This is a genomic window from Kosakonia sp. CCTCC M2018092 (assembly GCF_003864115.1).
GTDB lineage: Bacteria > Pseudomonadota > Gammaproteobacteria > Enterobacterales > Enterobacteriaceae > Kosakonia > Kosakonia cowanii.
On sequence record NZ_CP034225.1, the window covers coordinates 2,389,812 to 2,412,761 of the forward strand.

16 protein-coding genes are annotated in these 22,950 nt (G+C 57.8%); 9 read left to right on the forward strand and 7 right to left on the reverse strand.

Annotated features, from left to right (window positions below):
- Positions 1–18 precede the first annotated feature (18 nt).
- From EH164_RS11450 to EH164_RS11460, 3 genes are read right to left on the reverse strand one after another with little or no spacing between them, the layout of a single operon-like run.
- A complete protein-coding gene (locus EH164_RS11450) occupies positions 19–2,193 on the reverse strand; it encodes a virulence factor SrfC family protein (RefSeq protein WP_124968303.1) in 2,175 nt (724 codons plus the stop codon).
- Positions 2,190–5,171, reverse strand: coding sequence for a virulence factor SrfB (locus EH164_RS11455; RefSeq protein ID WP_124968304.1), 2,982 nt, complete (start codon positions 5,169–5,171; stop codon positions 2,190–2,192). The genes EH164_RS11450 and EH164_RS11455 overlap by 4 nt, the downstream gene beginning before the upstream one ends.
- A 3-nt stretch (positions 5,172–5,174) precedes the next feature.
- Entirely contained in the window at positions 5,175–6,590 is a 1,416-nt protein-coding gene (locus EH164_RS11460; protein WP_124968305.1) for an SrfA family protein, read from the reverse strand.
- Positions 6,591–6,870: 280 nt separating this feature from the next.
- On the opposite strand from EH164_RS11460, the gene EH164_RS11465 reads away from it, so the two are divergent.
- Together EH164_RS11465 and EH164_RS11470 are read left to right on the forward strand one after the other, a co-directional pair.
- Positions 6,871–8,469, forward strand: a complete 1,599-nt coding sequence (locus EH164_RS11465) for an ABC transporter substrate-binding protein (protein ID WP_124968306.1) — start codon at positions 6,871–6,873, stop codon at positions 8,467–8,469.
- A gap of 9 nt (positions 8,470–8,478) precedes the next feature.
- Positions 8,479–8,712: a YdcY family protein gene (locus tag EH164_RS11470; RefSeq protein WP_023478778.1), complete on the forward strand. Its 234-nt coding sequence runs from the start codon at positions 8,479–8,481 to the stop codon at positions 8,710–8,712.
- Between the two features lie 45 nt (positions 8,713–8,757).
- On the opposite strand, the gene EH164_RS11475 is transcribed toward EH164_RS11470, so the two are convergent.
- Both EH164_RS11475 and EH164_RS11480 read right to left on the reverse strand, forming a co-directional pair.
- Positions 8,758–9,207, reverse strand: a complete 450-nt coding sequence (locus EH164_RS11475) for a DMT family transporter (RefSeq protein ID WP_124968307.1) — start codon at positions 9,205–9,207, stop codon at positions 8,758–8,760.
- Entirely contained in the window at positions 9,204–9,722 is a 519-nt protein-coding gene (locus EH164_RS11480; protein WP_124968308.1) for a GNAT family N-acetyltransferase, read from the reverse strand. The genes EH164_RS11475 and EH164_RS11480 overlap by 4 nt, the downstream gene beginning before the upstream one ends.
- 37 nt (positions 9,723–9,759) lie before the next feature.
- Between EH164_RS11480 and EH164_RS11485 the strand changes: the two genes are divergently transcribed.
- The 4 genes from EH164_RS11485 to EH164_RS11500 all read left to right on the forward strand — a co-directional run bounded on the left by EH164_RS11485 (position 9,760) and on the right by EH164_RS11500 (position 14,469).
- Entirely contained in the window at positions 9,760–10,335 is a 576-nt protein-coding gene (locus EH164_RS11485) for a helix-turn-helix domain-containing protein (RefSeq protein ID WP_124968309.1), read from the forward strand.
- Positions 10,336–10,402: 67 nt separating this feature from the next.
- A complete protein-coding gene (locus EH164_RS11490; protein WP_124968310.1) occupies positions 10,403–11,440 on the forward strand; it encodes an NADP-dependent oxidoreductase in 1,038 nt (345 codons plus the stop codon).
- 254 nt (positions 11,441–11,694) lie between these two features.
- Positions 11,695–12,351, forward strand: a complete 657-nt coding sequence (locus EH164_RS11495; protein ID WP_042716634.1) for a GntR family transcriptional regulator — start codon at positions 11,695–11,697, stop codon at positions 12,349–12,351.
- A 192-nt stretch (positions 12,352–12,543) separates the two neighbouring features.
- Positions 12,544–14,469, forward strand: a complete 1,926-nt coding sequence (locus EH164_RS11500) for a methyl-accepting chemotaxis protein (protein ID WP_124968311.1) — start codon at positions 12,544–12,546, stop codon at positions 14,467–14,469.
- Between the two features lie 64 nt (positions 14,470–14,533).
- Here the strand turns inward: EH164_RS11500 and pqqU are convergent, their stop codons facing one another.
- On the reverse strand, positions 14,534–16,648 hold the full coding sequence (pqqU, locus tag EH164_RS11505) for a TonB-dependent receptor PqqU (RefSeq protein WP_124968312.1): 2,115 nt from the start codon (positions 16,646–16,648) through the stop codon (positions 14,534–14,536).
- A 265-nt stretch (positions 16,649–16,913) separates the two neighbouring features.
- Between pqqU and EH164_RS11510 the strand changes: the two genes are divergently transcribed.
- The gene (locus tag EH164_RS11510; protein WP_124968313.1) at positions 16,914–17,975 is read left to right on the forward strand and encodes a YncE family protein; all 1,062 of its coding nucleotides are present in this window, start codon (positions 16,914–16,916) and stop codon (positions 17,973–17,975) included.
- Positions 17,976–18,017: 42 nt separating this feature from the next.
- On the opposite strand, the gene EH164_RS11515 is transcribed toward EH164_RS11510, so the two are convergent.
- Positions 18,018–18,764 (reverse strand): metallophosphoesterase, encoded by a 747-nt coding sequence (locus tag EH164_RS11515; RefSeq protein ID WP_124968314.1) that lies wholly within the window; start codon positions 18,762–18,764, stop codon positions 18,018–18,020.
- Between the two features lie 105 nt (positions 18,765–18,869).
- On the opposite strand from EH164_RS11515, the gene bla reads away from it, so the two are divergent.
- Complete coding sequence (gene bla, locus EH164_RS11520; protein WP_124968315.1) at positions 18,870–19,739, forward strand: class A beta-lactamase; 870 nt, start codon at positions 18,870–18,872, stop codon at positions 19,737–19,739.
- A 151-nt stretch (positions 19,740–19,890) separates the two neighbouring features.
- Positions 19,891–22,941 (forward strand): formate dehydrogenase-N subunit alpha, encoded by a 3,051-nt coding sequence (fdnG, locus tag EH164_RS11525; RefSeq protein ID WP_124968316.1) that lies wholly within the window; start codon positions 19,891–19,893, stop codon positions 22,939–22,941.
- Positions 22,942–22,950 lie beyond the last annotated feature (9 nt).

Below are 22,950 nucleotides of genomic sequence, written 5' to 3' on the forward strand. Positions count from 1 at the left end.
AGTTCGCCGGGTTGCGGGTTAAGGCAGCAGCGCTTTGAGCGCGGCGCGCGCCTCAGGGGTGACATCGAGCGGGTGGCGGTAGCCGATGTTTTCAATCGCCCGGTTGTAGAGCGCGACCAGCCAGTCGTAGACATAGCGGGTTGCGGCATGCACCGGCTGATCGCCGAGACGCGTCAACCGCTCGCCGCCCACTTCAATCACCGCGGTAGCAAAAATGGTGCTGCCTTTCTGCACGCGGCTGGCCGGGCGGTTCTCCGGCGGGAGATCGGCATAGCCGAGCCAGGCGACAAAGTTGCCGATGGCGGCATGCAGCTGCGCCGCGCAGGCGGTGTCGCGCTGCATGATTTGTTGCAGGGTTTCCGGCAGGCGCAGGCGGTAGCTGCTGATAATCACAATCTCCGCCATCTGGCGCAGCGTCGCCGGGCTGACGCCCAGGCGCACGGCATTGTCATCGTTGCGGCTCCACTGGCGCACGTGGTTAACCCACAGCGCGTGCGCCTGCTGACCGACATCTTTCGCCATTGCCTGCGGCTCGGCGTTCTCAGCCGATTCAGCAAACAGATCGATCGACTCGTTAAACAGGCCGCTCACTTTCTCTTCCCGCGGCTGCTGAACCTTCCAGAGCGTATCGAACTGCTGCATATCCGGCATTAATCCTTCCAGCAGTTCGCCGTGGCGTGAAGCCTGGACCTGCAATTCACGCACCACAGACTCCGCCCGTTTACGCTGCTCATCCGCATCCTGTTCCGGGCTGACCACCCATGCCTGCAACAGATCGCGCAGGGCACGCTGCTGGCGTTCGCTCAGCGCTTTCAGCCGCTGCTGGCGCAGGGCGGGCGCTGTGGCTTGCGCCAGCCACTCGAGCAGACGCTGCAAACTGCTGGCATCCAGCGCCTGCAGTGTGCCCCAGTGCTGGCCCGGCTTGCCAATCAGCTGCTGGACGGTTTCATCCAGATTTTGCGCCAGCGTAAAGCGCGCATCCTGCGGGGTGATTGCCCAGACCAGCCCCGGCAGCGCCGACTCCTGGCCCGACTGCGTCTCTTTCACCCAGTTAAGCAGCGCGCGTGCGATTGTCGCGGTTTCCGCGCGTTCCAGCGTGGCGTTGCAGATCATCAACACATCCGGTTGCAGGCGCTGGCGGTAGTTTTCCAGCAGCCAGCGGCATTTACTGCGCCACAGCGGCTGGCCTTCACGCGGGCCGGGGGCGGGGATATCCAGAATATCGACGCCCGGTAACAGGCTGTTTTCCACCGGCAGCACCAGCTCGCGGGTGATCAGCGCCAGCGTCGCCAGCGGAATGCTGACGGCGTTTTGCAACTGCTCATTGGCCCACGGGTGGACTACGACTTCATCCTGGATCGCCTCTTCCTGCTCAACCGCCGGGGTTAAAAAACCGTCGGTCGGCAGCGCGAAGGTATCTACCAGAATGCTCAGCGGTGCTGCGATCTCGGTGGCATTGCCGGTCTGATGCAGGGTATGCGCAAGAGCAAACCACTGCTGGGTTAACTCTTGCTGTTCGCCCCACAGGAGTGACCATGCGCTGGCGCGTGCGGTCAGATCAAGGGAGGGCAGCAGGGCAGCGAACTGATACCAGAGCGCATCATCCATCTGCTGCTGCGCAGCGGGGACGACCGAGCGCCAGAAGCGGGCGATTGCGCCAATCTCCTCGGCGGTAATTCCCGGCACGGCGTTAGGCTGGCGCAGCGCGCGCCATTTCGCGACCCGATCCTCAATCACCGTTTTATCAACCGCACGCACGTCCAGCTGCTGATGCGCATGGGCGATAAACAGCTGGACCAGCTCCGCTTCGCTGAGAATGCGCAGGCAGAGCGGGAAGCCCTCATCCATAAACGGCACGCGCTGGCTAAAACGCAGCGCCATGCTGGTCAGGGCGTGTCCAGGGTTAATGTGACTGAAGTAATCCAGCGTCTTTTCGCCAGGACGCACATGCATGCGGCCATTGCCGCTGCCGCACAGGGCGGCGAGCAGGTGCGCTTTTGCCGCCTGCGAGCGACCATACAGCCCGACGGTGCAGGGAGCGTCAGCCACCTCCGTCAGCGCCTGTTCATCAGCCGCGGCGGCGGTGACGCGCGCCAGAAGGGCATCGGCGTCATCATCGAGCAGCGGCGAGTGCTGACGGTTGTTGGTGATCCATGCAGTTAAGGCTTGGGTGGTTTTTACGCTCGCACTCATTTCAGGTACACACTCCCGCTGTCGATCCAGTAATGGCTTCCGCTGTGTCGGCGGTCGGCCAGCGTATTCAATTTAAACGTTAACGCATCGGCAGGAACCGGGGTGCCATCCTGCAACCAGGCTTCACTCAGGGTAAACGCCTCCGGCCCGTGGTGTTTATTTCCGCCGCTAAACTGTAGCCGCACATTCAGCACCCCGTCACCGGCGATGGTTTTCGCCAGCTCCTGCGAGTTGATACTCAGCGTATAGAGCGGCGTGGCTGGCCAGCGGGCGTTCGCCAATTGGCGGAAACCGAGTGTCACATTACCGCGCAGCGGGAAGTGCAGCCGCGCATCGAGCTTCGCGCCGGGCTTATCCAGATCGATATCGTGATACCAGATGTTCTCATCACGCAGGGTATTAACCACGTTATCCAGCACGCCGAGGTAGCGCACCGTCGAATAGGCACCAATATCCGCCGCTTTAAAGTTGAAGCGCGGCAGGCGCAGATCGAGCGCCAGGCTGCACAGCATCGCACCAACGGCGGCAGTCGATTTCGGGTTACCGATTTTGCCCTGCTGGCTGAAGGGGTACCACTCATGCACGCGGTACTTATCCAGCCACACCATGCGGTTGACCGGCACCGGTTGCAGATGGCGAATCAGCGCCTGCACGCCCGGCAAGCAGCCCGGACGACCGGTGATCAGCAGCACGTCGCAGCTATAGTGACTGATCGCTTCGCACACCGCGTGCAGCGGGGCGGTGAGCGTAAACTGCCCGGCCAGCATCGCCTCCTGCAGATCGCGGAAGGTGATTTGCAGCGGTACCGACAGCACGTCAAACTCCGCCGAACCGGCAGGCAGGGCGTGATCGATCGCCTGCTTCAGGTAGTTCATCACGTTGCGCGTCGGCGTCTGCTTCAGCAATTCGCCAAAGGTGGCATAGAGACCGGCCAGCGGATCGTTAATGTCGCTCTCTTCCCACGCCGCCAGAATCGCATGGCCAACCGGCATAAAGAGTTGCAGCGTGGTTTGCTGGCGCAGCACCGCCTGGGTGTCGATACGCCCGGAGTCGCCAAACAGCGTCGCCATAATTGCCGCCGCGTCGGTGATACCCGCTTTCTGCATATGCGTTTGTAGCGCAGGCAGCACACAGCGCTGGATCACATCTAACAGAATGTCATCGCCCGCCACTTTAAACCCTTCACGGAAGAGCAGTTGCGGGGTGATTTTGACATTGCTGCCGGTGCCATCATCCAGTTGATAGTGGGTGATCGCCATATCGGTGGTGCCGCCGCCAATATCGACGGAGGCCACGCGCAGCGAGCGTCCCGGCACCGCACCCGGCGCTTCGGTGCGATCCGGGCGGGCGAGGGAGGCAAAAAAGGTTTCGGTCTGCCCGGCAAAGCGGGAGATCGCTTCGTTATAGAGCCATACCAGCTGGCCGCAGCTCGCTTCGTCCCACTCCATCTGGATATAGGGCACCGGCACCACGCTCTTTTCCTGCTGTTTGCGCTGGGCAAAATCCTCATCCTGCGGATGCCAGCCCATCGCTTTCCACACCAGGGCAATCGCTTCAAACATGCGGCGGCGGAAGATCTCGCGCTCCTGCTTCGGCATCGCCGACGGCAGGGTGAGAATAATCGTGCGCAGCTGGCGCGGCGAGGCCGGGAAGCCAAGGCGCAGACGGGTCGCAACGCTGTTGATCTGCCCGAGCGCCTGCGAGAGCAGTTCGCACAGCATATGGGTCATCAACGTGCTGCGGCTGTACTGCGGCGAGAAGACCGGCAGACGCTCATCCAGCGGCAGGCTATAGAGCGGCTGGCCTTCGTCATTCATCAGATTCATCAGCGGGAAGGCGGTCGCCAGCGGTTCACGCTGCGTTTTGCTGTTCATCTGGCTGAAGCGCCAGTCCTGCAACACCGGGGTTTCATCCCACAGATAGCGACGCGGGCTGGAGATGCCGCTGTTGCCTTCGGTACCGATACGCTGCATCGCCAGCTTGCGTGCTTCATCGCCGACGCGAACAATCGACGGCCAGATAAAGGCATCTTCACGCCCGCTCTCGACCGAAAAGTGCTGCTTGCCGAAGCGCGCTTCGGAAAACTCAAGCCGGCTGGTAAACAGCGGCTCGTTAAGAAATTGTGGCTCGCTGAGCGAGCGGACTTGCAGTTCAGCGGTCTGGCGCAGGCCATCGTTGGCGTCGCCATGATCTTCAATAATCACGCCACAAGTGTGCGTATTACCGACATCAAGGATCAAATCAACCGGAATGGCCGGTGTGCTGAGCGTATGGGTGACGATTTTCACTTCCGGCATCTGAATCTGCATACCGAGCAGCGACATCACGTTCAGCCAGTGCGCCTGGTACTCAAAGCCGCGCAGGGCCTGGTGGATTTCGCGCTCGCTGCGGCTTTCGTGTTGGGTAATAAAGTGCAAAAACGCTTCGCGTAGCCAGCCATCAACCCATGTCTGATCGAGAAAATCGGCCACTTCATCATCGCGCCAGGCGAGCGAAAAGCGGGTGCCGTTGAGAATGTCATTCTCCTGCGGCGCAAGGGCGGCGGGCGAGTTGCCGTTGATCTGGCTGTCGAGGGCCAGCGCCACGCGGTGTGTGTTTCCGGCGCTGTCCGGCTCGGGCAGTTTGCGGATCTGCACGCGCGCCCAGTTATCCGGGCCTTCAACGAAGGTGCGCGGCGGGTTGAAGCGCAGAAACGGGATCGGCAACCAGACGCCATCAAGAATCGACAGGGAGTATTGCAGCGGATGCGTGCTTTCGGGTTTGACCACTTCCGGCTGACCGCCTTCGCGGTTGGGCAGGGTGTAACGCTCATTCACCACATCAAAATCGAGGCGCAGCAGCGGCCCGTTCGCGGTTTTACGCACAAAACGGCCGCTGTTCGCCGAATCCTGCGGCGTCAGGCCGAAATCGAGAAACTGCACGCCGCTATTGGCGATCAGCGTGACGCTCTGTTTGTAGTCGCAAAGATTAACCAACATAAATCAATCACCTGTGTTTCTGAACGTCACCGGAACGGTGGTTTTTGCGTCAAAACGCGCGCTGCACTCCGCCACGTCGTTGGTGCCTGCTTTACAGGAAATATCCGGCATCGGGTAGCGCGTCCCGTCGCTGCAACGCGCATTACCGCGGCTCTTGATCAGCAACTCGCCCGTCTGATGCAGGCCGGAGAAGAGATCGGCGCGACAGGTGACGTTCTTGCCCATCACAATGCGGGCGCTGCCTTTATTATTCTGAATCTGATAACGCACGTTCGGCGCTTTGCCGGTGACCGGATCTTTAATATCCATCGCCAGTCGCCAGCTGCCGTTGAGGAATTTGGTCGATCCCATTTTGACCTGCTGGGCATCCATCACCATTGCCCCTTTCGGGATCGGCATAATCACCACCGGCTCGTTTTCCACCGGTTTTTCTTCCGGGGCTTTCACTTCAGCCGGTGAAACCGCGGCCTGGTGCAGCGGCAGGTTGGCGGAAAGCGCCGGGATCGGTTCTGCCTCAATCGGCTTCGGTGCAATGGCGACCGGTTTTGCCAGCTCGGCAACCGGCGCGGAAGCGGTTTCTGCCTTCTGCTGCTGTTGTTTGAGCACAACTGGTACGGCAACCGCGGCGGCGACAGCGGCCGCTATCGGCAGCAGCCACAGCGCGGTGCGGCGACGTTTTTTCGCTTTCGGTGCGGGCGCAGCGGCAGGTTCTTTTGCCGGAGCAGGCTCCTGATCGGCATCCTGCACCGCCTGATAAATAGGCGCGACATTCACCGGCTGCGGTTTAACCGGCGGCGGTGGGGTTAAAAGTGGGGCATCGGCCTGGCTGAAGCTCGCTTCCGCGACAGGTTCGCTCTGCGCTTCTTTTTCCGGCTCTGGCTCGGGTTGCGGCTCTGGCTCCGGTTCCGGCTCGATAACGATCTCCGGCACTTCCGGCTCAGGCTCGTAGAGACACTCAAGCACGTTTTCGCGCGCGCTTTCATTCAGATTGACGAAGCCCCAGAAGGTGATGACCGGTTTACCATCAACGAGGAAAACATGGTTTTCGCCGGGGAATTGCAGCGCTTTTTCCAGCAGCGAACCGAAGAGTTGCTGTGCGGTTTTTGGCGACTGCATACATTTACGGCTCAGGGCGGCCGCACTGTCGAGCGTGCTTTCAAGGAAGCGCAGGGCACGCGCGCGCGCCTCCGGCTCAGCCGCTTTCCATGAGCGGGACTGTCCGTCGATGGGCGAGTACCAGTCGACACGATCGCCTTCATCATTAACCTGCGGTATTGCCAGGCAATCCACTAACGCCTGCTGTTTACGCAGACGCAGCGCTTCCCGAATTTGTAGTGCCGAATCGAATACGGCCTGACCGCCGCCGCCAACGGCCTGGAAATCATCCAGATCGCCGCTGCGCAAGAGTGTTTTTGCCACGTTTTCATCCCATAGACTTCTTCACGCGTCTACTATACGCGTTCCCGTCGCCAGTAAAAGGCAGAGGAAAGCGCAAAACCATTGAATTCTCGACGCATTGAGCGCATCGAGACCTTATGACGGTCAAAATACGCCCTACAGTAAATTTTCTTATTAAGCATGGTGGATATTTCAGCAAAAACAACCGCTTTAGCATAACTTGATAGAGATTGGTTATTTGCCAGTTCGCCCGGCCTGTGCTGAGATTACCACTCCATATAAAAATAGAAGGCTCCTGCACATGACCACAGGGAAAACACTGCTCGCGCTGGCGCTGAGCACACTCTTACCGGCAAGCGCCGCGTTTGCGGCTTCCAATGACACCTTGATCTACTGCTCCGAAGCCTCCCCGGAGTCTTTCAACCCGCAGATTGCCAGCTCCGGCCCTTCATTCGTCGCCAGCTCGCAGGTGCTTTATAACCGCCTTGTTACCTTCGATCCGGTAAAAAATACTCCGGTGCCATCGCTGGCGACGGAGTGGAAAGTCTCCGACGATGGCAAAACCTGGACCTTTACGCTGCGCCAGGGCGTCAAATTCAACAGCAACAAATATTTCAAACCGACGCGCGACTTTAATGCCGATGACGTCATCTTCTCCGTGATGCGCCAGATGGATGCCAAACATCCGTACCATAACGTCTCAAAAGGCAACTACGAATACTTCACCGATGTCGGGCTGGATAAGCTGATTAAAGAGGTGAAGAAGGTCGATGATTACCACGTTCAGTTCGTGCTCAATGAACCGAACGCCGCCTTCCTTGCCGACTGGGGGATGGATTTTGCCTCGATTCTTTCGGCCGAGTATGCCGACGCGATGCTGAAAAAAGGCACGCCGGAGAATGTTGATAACTGGCCAATCGGAACCGGCCCCTACGCCTTGCAGCAGTACAAAACTGATGCGCTGATCCGTTACATTGCTAACCCGAACTACTGGGATGGCCCGGTGCCGACTAAGCACCTGATCTTCTCTATCACCCCGGATGTGCAGACGCGTCTGGCAAAACTGCAAACCAACGAGTGCCAGATTATTCCCGCCCCGGCACCGGTGCAGTTTGAGCAGATCAAAAAGAATAAAGATTTAACTCTGCATACGGTTGAAGCGCTGAACGTCGGCTATCTGGCGTTTAACACCGAGAAAAAACCGTTTGATAACGTGCTGGTGCGCCAGGCCCTGAACTACGCCACCGATAAAAAAGCGATTGTGAATGCGGTGTTCCTGGGCTCCGCCAGCGTGGCGAAATCGCCGCTGCCGCCAAACATGCTCGGCTACAACAAAGACCTGCCGGAGTACAGCTACGATCCTGAGAAAGCGAAAGCGCTGCTGAAACAGGCGGGGCTGGAGAAGGGCTTTGAGGCGACGCTCTGGTCAATGCCGGTGCAGCGCCCCTATAACCCGAACTCGCGCCGTATCGCCGAGATGATCCAGAGCGACTGGGCAAAAGTGGGCGTGAAAGCGAAGATTGTCTCCTACGAGTGGGGCGAGTACCTTTCCGGCATGCGTAAAGGCGAGCACGACACCGCGCTGTTTGGCTGGATGTCCGATAACGGCGATCCGGACAACTTCGCCGATACGCTGCTCGGCTGCGACAGCGTGAAGACCGGCTCCAACGCAGCGCGCTGGTGTGACAAGCCTTACGACGATCTGGTGAAAAAAGCGAAGCTGGTCAGCGATCCGGCCGAGCGCGCCAAACTTTACGGCCAGGCGCAGGAGATTTTCTATAAGCAGGCACCGTGGATCCCGCTGGCAAACGGCAAAACCTTCTACGCGACGCGCAGCAACGTCACCGGCTACAGCGTCAGCCTGATGGGCAGTGATTTTTCCAAAGCGAAGCTGAATTAAGGAGAGGGTATGTCACATCTTGATGAGGTTACCGCCCGCGTCGACGCCGCCATTGCCGACGGGGCAATTATCGGCATGAACGAACTGCTGGTTATCCTGAGCGATGATGGCGAACTGAGCCGCGAAGCGCGTTACGAACAGCAGCAGCGCCTGCGTAACGCCATCGCCCATCATGGACGCCAGCATAAAGAGGATGCGGAAGCGCGGCGCGAGCAGCTCACCAAAGGTGGCGAGATTCTCTGACAGTGCACTGACAAAACGGGCCAAACGGCCCGTTTTTTTTATCCATCAAAACTGCCGCCGGGCGACCAGCCAGGCCCCGATCACCAGTAATACCGCGCCGCATACCGGGCCAACCAGTGCCCGCAGCGCCACGCCTTCGCTCTTCACCACATCCATCACCAGGCCGCCGATAAGCTGGCTGGCGATCAGCACGGCAATAGTGGTTGCCGCGCCGACGTTTTGATAGCCGCTGATGCTGGCGAACACGAAAAAGGAACCGAGCAGGCCGGGGATTAGCGTCCACCATTTGACGCTGGCAACCAGCTCCTGAAAGCCGCCAACGCCCTGTTTGATCAAAAGAATTGAGACAAACAGCACAATGCCGACCAGCGAGTTGAGCAGCATGGCGATCAGAATGGTGGAGGAGGACTGGGTAATGCGCACCATCAACGTGTTCTGGATAACCAGCCCAATACCGGCGGCAACCAGAAAAGCGAGGGTCAGGGACTGGTTCATGCCGGGGCGTCCGGATCGGTGCGGTTATCGAGCTGAAGCTGCATAAAGGTGAGATCCAGCCAGCGGCCAAACTTGGTGCCGACCTGCGGCATCTGCCCGGTAATGGTAAAGCCAAGCTTCTGATGGAGATGAATCGAACCCTGATTTTGCGCTTCGATACCAGCAACCATCACATGTTTACCGATGCGCTTCGCTTCCTCAATCAGCCGCACCATCAGCGCCAGGCCAAGACCTTTGCCCTGGTGATCCGGGTGGACATAGACCGAGTGTTCAACCGTGTGGCGAAAGCCGTCAAACGCACGCCAGTCGCCGAAGGAGGCGTAGCCCGTGACAACGCCATTTTCTTCGCTCACAATCACCGGATAGCCGAGCAGGGCGCGCGCCTCAAACCACGCAATGCGGTTATCGGCATCCACCGTTTGATCATTCCAGATCGCCGCCGTATTGATCACGGCGTGGTTATAAATAGCGGCAATCGCCGCGCAATCCTCTTTCACGGCATAACGAATCGACATGGTTGAACCCCTGATCTGTACACTATAGTATGACGTTATGAATACTATCTCAGACAATGTAAATCAACGAATCAGTGCACGAATTCGCCTCGAGCGCGAGTCGCGCGGCTGGTCGCTGACAGAGCTCGCCGAACGCGCGGGCGTGTCGCGGGCGATGATCCACAAAATCGAGCGCGCAGAGAGCAGCCCAACGGCAACGCTGCTGGCGCGCATCTGCGGCGCGTTTGCCATCAGTATGTCGACGCTGATTGCCCGCGCAGAGATGCAGGAGGGTAAACTGCTGCGCTTCGCCAGCCAGCCGGTGTGGCGCGATCCGCAAACCCACTATCTGCGTCGCCATGTCTCGCCGCGCAGCGACCTGCCAATCGATCTGGTGCAGATTGAGCTGCCGCCCGGCAGCGATATCCCGATGCCTGCCTCCTCTTATGCGCTGGCGCGTCAGCTTATCTGGTTACAGGAGGGTAACCTGGTGTTTCTCGAAGGCGAGACGCGCCATGAGATGCAGCCTGGGGATTGTCTGGAATTGGGCCCGCCGAACGACTGCCGATTTATCAACGAAACCCTTGCGCCGTGCCGTTATCTGGTGGTGCGTCTCAACCATGCCGCCACGTAATGCCAACGCGCGGGGGACGTTAACCGTCTACTATCATTAGTCAGTCCATACTGCACAGGAGAGCAAAATGAACCAACATTCACACCGCAACCGCCGCTGGGTACTGGCTTCGCGTCCGCATGGCGCGCCAACCACAGAGAATTTCCGGCTGGAGGAGGATGAGGTCGCCTCACCGGGCGAAGGCCAGGTGCTGCTGCGCACGGTCTATCTCTCTCTCGATCCCTATATGCGCGGACGCATGAGCGACGCGCCATCCTACTCGCCGCCGGTAAAAATCGGTGAAGTGATGTGCGGTGGCACCGTCAGCCGCGTCGTGAAATCGCAGCACCCGGACTTCGCCGAGGGCGACTGGGTTCTCGCCGGTAGTGGCTGGCAGGATTACGACATCGCCAGCGGTGACGATCTGGTGAAACTCGACAGCAACATTCCGCACCCCTCCTGGGCGCTGGGTATTCTTGGCATGCCGGGCTTTACCGCCTATATGGGCTTGCTGGATATCGGCCAGCCGAAAGAGGGCGAAACGCTGGTGGTTGCCGCAGCTACCGGGCCAGTTGGCGCAACGGTCGGCCAGATAGGTAAAATCAAAGGTTGTCGCGTAGTCGGTGTTGCGGGCGGCAGCGAGAAGTGTCGTCATGCCGTGGAAGTGCTCGGTTTTGATGAGTGTATCGATCACCATGCCGACGATTTTAGCGACCGTCTGGCGAAGGCCTGCCCACAGGGCATCGATATTTACTATGAGAACGTCGGCGGCAAAGTATTTGATGCCGTGCTGCCGTTATTAAATACCTCAGCGCGCATTCCGCTCTGTGGCCTGGTGAGTGGTTATAACGCCACCGACCTTCCGGAAGGCCCGGATCGCGTTCCATTATTAATGGCGACGATTCTGAAGAAGCGTATTCGGTTGCAGGGGTTTATTATCATGCAGGATTATGGTCACCGACTGCATGAATTCCAGCAGGAGATGGCAGGCTGGCTCAAACAGGATCGCATTCATTACCGCGAGCAGGTAACGGAGGATCTTGAGCAGGCGCCAGAGGCGTTTATCGGCTTACTCGAAGGGAAAAACTTCGGCAAAGTTGTAGTAAAAGTAGCCTCAGAAAACTAAATAAAAAAATGGCGGTAAAAACCGCCATTTTAAATTGGGCATTTTTGTAAAAAACAGCTTTAATTATACATGCATAAGGAATTGTTGACCTTGTGGAGGCAGTTCCTGGTGGTCGTGCATAATAAATAACTTTTTGTTCTAACTTTACGCAATAACCCAATACCAGGCATGCACTTATAAAATATATCTTTAGGCATAACCATATGGACACGCTACCAGGCTGAGAAAATAAAGAATTTATACAGGATGCAAACATGCTTGATTTGGAGAAAGCGCAGCGAACGAGTCTTACCATGCAGGTCGAGGCAAGTCTAAAGAGTGCGCTTATCGTCGGTGCCCTGAGACCCGGCGCCAGACTTATCACGAAGGAAATCGCCGATCAGCTGGGTACGAGCATTACCCCGGTTCGTGAAGCGTTGCTGCGATTGGTTTCCGCAGGTGCGCTGCATGCCACACCGGCGCAGGCTTTTCTCGTGCCGGAGGTCAGTGCGGAACGCTATAACGAAATCAATCAGATTCGTAAAAACCTCGAAGGCATGGCCGCGCGAGCTGCCAGCCAGAATATGACCAGCGATAAGCTGCGTGAGCTGCGTACGCTGGCAATCAATGTTGATGAAGCGATGAAAAGCGGCAACACCGAGCAGGCGTTACAGGCCAATCGCGTGTTTCGTTTTAGCGTTTATGCCCACGCTGGCATGCCGACGCTCAGCGCTTTAATTGAGCAGCTATGGGTGCGTATTGGCCCTTGCTATAACTACTTATATCCGTCATCTGAACACCTGATGCGCGTGCAGCATTACCACGATCTGCTCTGTGCATTAGAAGAGGGCGATGCTTTTGCCAGTGAGCGCGCCGTGTGGCGAGCCATTGATGAAGGCTCAACCATTGTGCACAGACAATTTGAACGCTAAGTGATAATTCTCTGACTCAATAATTTCATGAGAAATATTGATGCACCCCGGTAATAATTTGCGAATGGGGCGCATCAATATCACACTTTTAATCTATAACCTCTCCGCTACCTGAATCCGCTTATTTTCCTGCCGATAACTTGTCGCGTGCGCAGTCGGGCACTCACTATGGACGTTAGACAAGGGGAAAAAATGTCAATTAGCCAACGGGTAAGCAATATAAAAATTAGTCGAAAGCTGTCGGTCGGATTCGGTGTAGTTCTTTTTCTGGTCGCGTTTGCCACCATTCTCAGCGTGCTGCGCTTTAAAGAAATTCGCGACGTCTATGAAAAAACAAATTTGATGTACAACATCAATATTGAAGTATTCCAGGCAAAAATTAATCGCCTGAAATATTTTTATGGCGATGATAAATCAGGCCAGGTGATGGCGAACTATGTCCGTCACGCCTCCGAACTGACCGCCAGCGCCGACGCGCTCAGTTGGTCAAGCAACGAACGTAAAATCATTAATGATGTTGCGCGCAATTTAGCGACCTTTCAGTCCAGTATTGGCGAGATGCAAAAAGCGACCGGCGATCTGCGCACCCTGCGTGAAAGCCTCGACAAACTGAGCACGGAAGATCTTTCCGCTCGATATACCACGCTGGTACGTACCCCGGTGGCCGACCCGGCGGTAATGGCACAAATTTATGAGCAGCTATTTGCCATCAGCAGCGTGCGCGATGCGGCGCTGGTCGTGCGTTACAGCCCGGATGCAGCCACGCGCGATCGCCTTGAGCAGCAGTTCGCCGCCACCGCCAGCCACGTGCAGGCGCTGAACAGCCAGTTGCCGGGCGAACTGCAAGCCCCGTTACAGGCCATCTGGGACAACACCGTCAGCTATCGCACCCAGGCGCTGAACTACTTTACCGCCTGGCAGGCACTGAAAGCGGCGGAAGATAAAGTCAAAGTGGGCGGCGACGCCAGCAGTGCCTCGCTGCGCGACATTATCGCGCTGGTGAAAGCGCACAACGAAGATCTGGCCTATACCTCCAGTTCGATTACCGCCATTACCGGCGCGATTGCCATTCTGCTCGGCATGCTGGTCTCATGGTGGGTCATTCGCCAGATCACCCGGCCGGTTCACCGCAACCTGGCGCTGGCAGAACGCATTGCCAGCGGCGATCTGAGCTCACAAATTCGCGCGCAAAGCCGCGACGAGCTGGGGCAGTTAACCGGCGCGATGGGGCGGATGAATGACCGGCTGCGCGATATGATCCATGAAGTGCGCAACAGCGTTACGCAGCTCTCCCGTGCGGCAACCGAGATTGCCGATGGCAACACCGATCTCTCGTCGCGCACCGAACAGCAGGCCGCCGCCGTGGTGCAAACCGCCGCCAGCATGGAGCAGTTGACCGCGACGGTGAAAAACAATGCCGATAACGCGCGCAACGCCAGCAGCCTGGCCGCGCAGGCGTCGAAAACCGCCAGCGAAGGCGGCACGGTAATGCGCCAGGTGGTGGATACCATGGGCGATATCAACACCAGTTCGAATAAGATTGCCGACATTACCGCAGTGATTAACAGCATTGCCTTTCAGACCAATATTCTGGCGCTGAACGCGGCGGTGGAAGCGGCAAGGGCGGGCGAGCAGGGGCGCGGTTTCGCGGTGGTTGCCGGTGAAGTTCGTAGCTTGTCCCAGCGCAGTTCGCAGGCGGCGAAAGATATTGAACAGCTGATCAACGAATCGGTTTCGCGCATCAATATTGGCAGCAAACTGGTGGTCAAAGCGGGCGAGACGATGGATCAGGTGGTGCAGTCGGTCACGCGCGTCAACGATATTATGGGCGAGATCTCCTCCGCGTCCGAAGAGCAGAGCCGCGGCATTGAACAGATTGCCCGCGCGGTCGGCGAGCTTGACAGCACCACCCAACAGAACGCCTCGCTGGTAAGCGAATCCTCCTCCGCCGCGGGTTCGCTGGAGGAGCAGGCGCGCCTGCTGGAAGAGCTGGTTGCCGCATTCCGTCTCGCCAGTGATGAGGCAAAACCGACGAAGGTTACGGGTGGTAAAAGCACGCTTATCCCGCCAGCGCCGCGTGCAGCGGCGCTCACCGAAGAGGGCTGGACCACCTTTTAATGGCCTGAAGCGATAAAAAAGCCCGGCGCATGATGGCCGGGCTTTTTAATGCCTGCGGTATGGCTTAATTAAACTGGTAGGCCACCGATAAGCCAACGCCGTAGTTACGTCCTGGAGCCGGTTCGTAGTAACGATTGTTGGATTCGTTGACGATCACCGACCCGACATAGTTGCGGTCGAAGAGGTTATCGACGCGGCCAAAGAGATCCATCATCCAGTTGCCGTAGTTGAACTTATACCCGGTATTCAGCCCGGCGACGGTGTAGGAAGGGGCTTTGGCGCTGTTCTCATCATTAGCCATGATATTGCTCATATAACGCACATCAGCCCCGGCATACCAGCCTTCCTCCGGCATCCAGCCGAGTGAAGCAAAGCCCATATTGCGCGCGATGCCCGGAATGCGATTACCTTCGCAGGACGCGTCACCACACACTTCGCTGCGGTAGGTAGCGTCCAGCCAGGTCCAGGCCGCTTTCGCGCGCCAGTTACCGGCGAACTGCTGATCGACAGAGAGTTCAACGCCCTGGCGACGGGTTTTCCCGGCGTTTTTATAGCTGGTGCGTCCGCCGCTGCTGCTGTCGGCAACGATTTCATTATCCGTATCGGTGCGGAACAGCGCCGCCGTCAGCAAACCATTGCCGATGCGAGTTTTGCTGCCGATCTCCAGCGTGTCGTTGGTGGCCGGTTTCAGCGCAAAGTTCAGCCCGCTCCGATCGCCGGAGCGGTAAGAGAGCTCGTTAATGGTCGGCGTTTCAAAACCGCGCCCGGCGGCGGTGTAGATATTCCACGCCGGGGTGACGGCATATTTCAGCGAGGCGGCCGGGAGCCACTTGTGGTAACTCGCATCACCGCTGTCATCGCCATTCTGCGCGGTGACATAGTGGTCGTTGGAGTCAAACCAGACCGAGCTATAGCGCACGCCCGCATCCAGGGAGAGTTTCTCAGTAAGCTGCCAGGCGGTTTGCAGATAGGGATCGACGTTCCACATCAGGTTGCGCTCGTTACGGCGCAGGTTGCCTTTCTGCCCGTACTCCGGCGTGGTGCCATTCATGATGAAGTTTTCGTAGCCTTTACGCTCTTCACTCATGTTTTCGTAGTTCAGCCCGGCGGTGAAGGTCATCGGCACGCCCAGCTCGCCTTTGTGCGTCCAGCGCGTATCAATGCCCTGGTAGTGACGGCTCAGATTGATTACTCCGCCAGCATGGGTCGGTTTGAGCTGCGGCGCGCGGGGAATCGACTGGTACTGCGTGGTTTCACGCTCACCGGCATACATCATCACGCTCAGATCGTCGCGCTCGGTCAGTTGACGCTCATAACGCAGGCCCGCCTGGGTCTGTTTGATGGTTTTGCGCGTGTGAAACGCATCGGCGCGCGGCGACTGGCGCGGATTGGCCCGCCACTCTTCGCGGCTCAGCCCGCCGGCATCGTCCGCTTTAATATCAACGCTGTTAAAGATGAGGTTCAGTTTGCTGGCCTCATCGATGCGCACGCCCAGTTTGGCGTTAGCCAGATTTTTGCGCGCGCCGCTGCGGTCGCGATAGCCGTGAGTTACAAAGCGGGTGGTCGAGGCGGTGTAATCCACATCGCCCGCGTGGGTGCCGTCGCCCATTGCGCCGGTGGCTTTCATGCCATAGCGCCAGCTGCCAAAGCTGCCGTAATAGCTGCTCGCTTCCACGGTGGCCGGTTCGCGCCCGGTCTGCGTCGTCACGTTCATTACGCCGCCAGAAGCATTGCCGTAGAGGGCAGAGAAGGGGCCGCGCAGCACATCAATATGCTCGACGCTGTTGAGATCGATATTCGAGGTCTGCCCCTGGCCATCCGGCATGGTGGCGGGAATACCATCGACATAGAGGCGAATACCGCGCACGCCATAGGTTGAGCGCGATCCAAACCCGCGAATGGAGAGTTGCAGATCCTGGGCGTAGTTCTGGCGGTTCTGCACCTGTAACCCCGGCACGCTGCCCATCGATTCAGAGAGATTGACGCGCGGCGCGGCCTGGCGAATATCGTCGCCCTGAACCACGCTGACGGCGGCGGGGCTATCCAGCTCCGAGACCGCCTGCGGCGCAGCGCTGACGATCATGGTTTGTTCACCAGAGGCCGCCCAGGCGGAGGTAGAGAGTGCAACAGGCAGCAGCAAAACGGGCAGCGTGATCTTTGTAACTGAAATGATTTTCATGACGGAACCGAGTTGAAAGAGGAGCAAAAAAAGAAAAATGCGGCAACATGTTAATGGATATGTAAATTTTTTGAAAATGTTGAACGCACGTTAGGTTAAGAATGAGCCTACTGGGCGACAGAAATTTTGCCACACCCGGCGATTAAGGCTCCACTTTATGAACATTAATGATTATTATTCTCACCTAAAACCATAAACGAAACCACAGTTTCGTGCACTGGACGCATGTGAAAACGTAATCATCATTTCAACAAAGGGAGTCGTTATGTCTTTAGCTCATTTTTCCCCGTCGCGCCTGCACCGCGCGCTGTTCCTCGGTTCGCTGCTGCTGGCAGGCTCATTCAGTGCCCACGCTGCCGAAGAGATGCTGCGTAAAGCGGTCGGTAAGGGTGCGTATGAGATGGCCGTCAGCCAGCAGGAGAACGCCTTATGGATTGCCACCTCGCAAAGCCGCAAAACCGACAAAGGCGGGGTGATCTATCGCCTCGATCCGGCCAACCTTGATATCACCCAGGCGATTCACAGCGATGTGAAACCTTTTGGCGCGGCAATCAATCAGAAAACGCAGACGCTCTGGTTCGGCAATACGGTGAATGGTTCAGTCACCGCCGTCGATGCAAAAACCGGTGATATTAAGGGCCACGTGGTGCTTGATGCGCGTAAACGCTCCGACACGGTGCGTCCGCTCAGCCCACGCGAACTGGTGGTAGATGACACCACCAATACCGTTTACGTTACCGGCGTGGGTAATGAGAGCGCCATCTGGGTAATTGACGGCGCGGCGATGACGCTGAAAAACACGATCGCCAACACCGGCACATACAGCACCGGTCTGGCGCTGGATGCAGCCGCGAAACGCCTTTACAGCACCAACGGCGATGGCGAATTGCTGACCATTGATACCGCGACTAACAAGATCATCGACCGCAAGAAGTTGCAGGATGACGGAAAAGAGCACTTCTACCTCAACCTGAGCCTTGATACCGCCGGACATCGCGCCTTTATTACCGACTCGAAAGCGGCGGAAGTACTGGTTGTCGATACCCGCTCCGGCAAGGTGCAGCAACGCATCGCCGCACCGGAATCGCTGGCGGTGCTGTTTAACCCGGCGCGCAACGAAGTCTATGTCACGCACCGCGAGGCGGGCAAAGTCAGCGTTATCGATGCGAAGAGCTACAAGGTCGTGAAGAGCTTCGACACGCCGATGCACCCGAACAGCCTGGCGCTGTCGCCGGACGGCAAGACACTCTACGTCAGCGTAAAACAGGCCTCGAGCCGCGAAAAAGAGGCCACCCAGCCGGACGATATCATTCGTATCGCGCTGTAACAGCCAGATGCAACAAAGCTCCCTGCGGGGAGCTTTTTTTTATCACCGATCCTCAACCGTTTCGACGCCGATAAAATGGCTGACCCGCCCCTGGGGGCCGATGTCGTGAAGCATCAGCGAAACCGGATCGGTTATAGGCGGAACGTTTTTCTCATCCAGCAGCAGCGGATTCGGCGGGCAGATGGAGCCGCAGCAGTAGGCAGCCACGCCAGCGAAGGTCGATGCCATCGCGCGGTGTACATGCCCGCAGCAAATCGCCAGCGGCGCGTGCGGCAGGCGGTGAATCAGCGCTGCCAGCGCCTTGTCACCTTCGCACATTGCACCATCCAGCGGCGCAATACCGCTCGGGAAGGGGTGCTGATGCAAAAAAAACATCGCCGGTTGCGCCGCTTCGCGCAAAGCCTGCTCCAGCCACGGCAGATGAGGCGTAATATCGCCGCCGCTCTTCCCGGCAACCGTTACATCGACGCCAATCAGCGAAACGCCTTCCAGCGTTTCATTAAAATGCAGCGGTTTATCGGCTGAATATTCCGCCAGCTGCGGCATCGTGGCGCACATCACCGCTTTATCATCGGCGTTACCCGCCAATAACAGAGCGCGGCAGGGCAACCGGCTGAGTTGTGCAGCAATATCGCGATACCCCTCAGCCCAGCCATCGTCCACAAGATCGCCGCTTACCACCACGATATCGGGCGGGAAGGCGAGAAGCCACGCAATGGCGGCACGCAGGCGGGCGAGGTTGTCATTATCCGCTGCGGCGTGAATATCGCTAAGTTGAGCAATGCGCATCGTGTCCCCGGAGGAGGTGAGTTATCAATCAGCAGTATGGCAGCGCTGCGCCATCAGGCATAATCCGGCAAATATAATATTCATTTCACGACAAGGATTATCGCTATGCATCTGCCTGCTAAATCATTTCTTGCACTGCTGCTGCTCGGCGCGTCAGCCGCCAACGCCGCCACCATTGATGCGGCAACGCTTACCGCCATAGCCCGTTTGCAGGAGGAGAAGCTGCACGCGCGCATCGGTATCGCGGTGATCGATACCGCCTCGGGTAAGAGCGTCAGCTACCGCGGTGATGAACGTTTTCCGCTGAACAGTACCCATAAAGCGCTGCTCTGCGGCGCGCTGCTCAGCAAGGTTGATCGGGGTGAGTTTGCCCTCAGCGACACCACGCAGTTCAGCAAAGAGACGCTGATGGACTATTCGCCGGTTACCAGCAAGTTTGTCGCGCCAAAAAGCATGAGCTGGCAGCAGGTGTGCAGCGCCGCGATTGAATACAGCGATAACACCGCCGCCAATCTGGTGGCACAGAAACTGGGCGGCCCGCAGAAGGTTACCGCCTGGTTTGCTGATTTAGGTGACAACGTCACGCGACTGGATCGTAAAGAGCCGGAGCTTAACAGCGCCGTGCCCGGCGATCTGCAGGACACCACTACGCCGCTCGCCGTCAGCCACACGCTTGAGAAACTGACGCTCGGCGACGCGCTCAAACCCGAAAGCCGTGCGCAGCTGGTGCAGTGGATGAAGGATGACAAAGTTGCCGATGCGTTGCTGCGCGCCTCTCTGCCGTCCGGCTGGGAAATCGGTGATAAGACCGGCGCAGGCGCCTACGGTTCGCGCTCAATTATCAGCGTGGTGTGGCCGAAAAAAGGGCAGCCAATAATTGTCTCTGTCTATATTACGCAAACAGAAGCGACGCTGGCGCAAAGTAACGATGCCATTGCACGCATCGGCAAAAGCATATTTGAGGCAACGCGCTAAATAAACGGGCAGAGATAAAACCGGCTTAAGTTAAATCTTATCTCTGCCACGTAATACCCTCACAATAACCATAAATGGATAATGGTTATTAGTGGGAATATCCTTATAATCTCCATCCCTTTTCATGTCTTAAGTTTAAGCTGGAGAAGTAATGGAGCTCAACCGGAGGCAGTTCTTTCGGATCTGCGCGGGCGGTATGGCAGGGACAACTGTCGCATCTCTCGGATTTCTATCCTCTTTTTCCGTTCATGCGGAAACCCGTCAATATAAACTGTTAAAAGCCAAAGAGACGCGCAATAACTGCACCTACTGTTCAGTGGGCTGCGGCATGTTGATGTACAGCCTCGGCGATAATGCCAAAAACGTTAATGAAGCCATTTACCATATTGAAGGCGATGCCGACCATCCGGTGAGCCGGGGATCGCTCTGTCCGAAAGGGGCAGGCGTGCTGGATTATATTCACAGCGAGAACCGTCTGCGCTATCCGCAATATCGCGCGCCCGGCTCAAATCAATGGCAGCGTATTTCCTGGGATGAAGCCATTGAGCGCATTGCGCGCTTAATGAAAAAAGATCGTGATGAAAACTTTATTGAGAAAAACGCCCAGGGCGTAACGGTCAACCGCTGGACCACCACCGGCATGCTCTGCTCGTCGGCGGCGAGTAATGAAACCGGCATTCTTGACGGCAAATTTACCCGCGCGCTTGGCATGGTGGCGATCGACTGCCAGGCGCGGCTCTGCCACGGCCCGACCGTCTCGGCACTCGCACCAACTTTCGGTCGCGGGGCGATGACCAACAACTGGGTCGACATCAAAAACGCCAACGTGGTGCTGATCATGGGCGGCAACGCCGCCGAAGCGCACCCGGTCGGCTTTAAGTGGGTGGTGGAAGCGCAAACCAAAAATGACGCCACGGTGTTAGTGGTCGACCCGCGCTTTAACCGCAGCGCCGCAGTGGCTGACTTTTATGCGCCGATCCGCGCTGGTTCTGATACCGCCTTTCTGCTCGGCATTATCCGTTACCTGATTGAGCAGGATCAGATCCAGCATGAGTATGTGCGCCACTACACCAACGCCGGAATGATTATCCGCGACGACTACGCCTTTAACGATGGCATCTTTAGCGGCTACGACAGCGAAAAACATCAATACGACAAATCGAGTTGGTTCTACCAACTGGATGCACAGGGTCACGCCGAGCGCGACGAAACCCTGAGCCACCCGCGCTGCGTCTGGAGCCTGCTGAAAGCCCACGTCGCGCGCTATACGCCAGAGATGGTGAGCCGCTTGTGCGGCACCAGCGTTAACGACTTCCTGCATATTTGCCGCGTGCTCGCCACTACCAGCGTGCCGGATCGCACCGCCACCATTCTCTATGCGCTGGGCTGGACCCATCACTCCGCCGGGGCGCAGATCATACGCGCGGCGGGCATGCTCCAGCTGCTGCTCGGCAATATCGGCATGGCGGGCGGCGGTGTGAATGCGCTGCGCGGCCACTCCAATATTCAGGGCTATACCGACTTAGGGCTGCTCTCAACCAATCTGCCCGGTTATATGCCGCTACCGTCGGAAAAACAGCCGGACTACCAGACCTATATTTCGCAGATCACGCCGCCTGAACTGGGTGTAAACGAAGTAAATTACTGGCAAAACACGCCGAAATTCTTTGTCAGCATGATGAAGAGCTTCTGGGGCGATCGCGCCACTGCGGAGAACAACTGGGGCTACGACTGGCTGCCGAAGTGGGATCGCCTCTACGACGTGATAACCCAAGCCGAGCTGATGCTGGCGGGCAAAATCAATGGCTACATAGTGCAGGGCTTTAACCCGCTGGCGGCCTTCCCGGACAAGAACAAGTCGGCAAAAGCGCTGGCGAAGCTGAAATATATGGTGGTTATCGATCCGCTGGCGACCGAGTCCTCCACCTTCTGGCAGAACCACGGCGAGATGAACGACGTCGACCCGGCGGCGATTCAGACCGAAGTGTTCCGCCTGCCATCCTCCTGCTTTGCTGAAGAGAATGGCTCAATTGCCAACTCCGGCCGCTGGTTGCAGTGGCACTGGGCGGCGGCCGAGCCGCCGGGCGAAGCGCTGCACGATGGCAAAATCCTCGGTCGGCTGTTTATGCGCCTGCGCGAGCTTTATCAGCAAGAGGGCGGTGCCAACCCGACGCCACTGCTCAATATGTCGTGGCAGTACAACGACCCGTACGATCCGCAGCCGGAGGAGATTGCCCGCGAAGCCAACGGCAAAGCGTTGCAGGATCTCTATGATGACAAAGGCCAGCTGATTGCCAAAAAAGGGCAGCAGCTGAGCAGTTTTGCCCAGTTGCGCGACGACGGCTCCACCAGCAGCTTCTGCTGGGTCTACTGCGGTAGCTGGACCGAGCGCGGCAACCAGATGGCAAACCGCGATAACAGCGACCCGCATGGCCTTGGCTGCACGCCGGGCTGGGCGTGGTCATGGCCGGCGAACCGCCGCATTCTCTACAACCGCGCCTCGGCAGATCCGGCCGGAAAAGCGTGGGATGCGAAAAGAGCACTGCTGCACTGGGATGGTCAGCGCTGGACAGGCATGGACGTGGCAGATTACAGCCAGGCCGCGCCGCAAAGCGGCGTCGGGCCATTTATCATGAACCCGGAAGGGGTGGCGCGGCTCTTCTCCCTCGACAAGATGAACGACGGCCCGTTCCCGGAACATTACGAACCCATCGAATCGCCGATTGGCACCAACCCGCTGCACCCGCAAGTGGTTTCCAGCCCGGTGGCAAGGATCTTTGCCAGTGACAGAAACAACATGGGCAATGCGGAAACATTTCCCTATGTCGCCACAACCTATTCCATCACCGAACTGTTCCGCCACTGGACCAAGCATGCGCGCCTGAACGCCATCGCCCAGCCGGATCAGTTTATTGAGATCGGCGAAGGGCTGGCGCAGCAGAAGGGGATTTTAGCGGGTGATACCGTCAAAGTGTCGTCGAAACGCGGCTATATCAAAGCCAAAGCGGTAGTTACCAAACGGTTGCAAACCCTGACCATCGATGGCCGTAAAGTCGATACCGTCGGCATCCCGTGCCACTGGGGTTTTGAAGGGGCGACGCGCAAAGGCTTTCTCGCCAATACGCTGACGCCGTCAGTGGGCGATGCCAACTCGCAAACGCCGGAGTACAAAGCGTTTTTAGTCAACATCGAGAAGGCGTAAGGAGGCGCG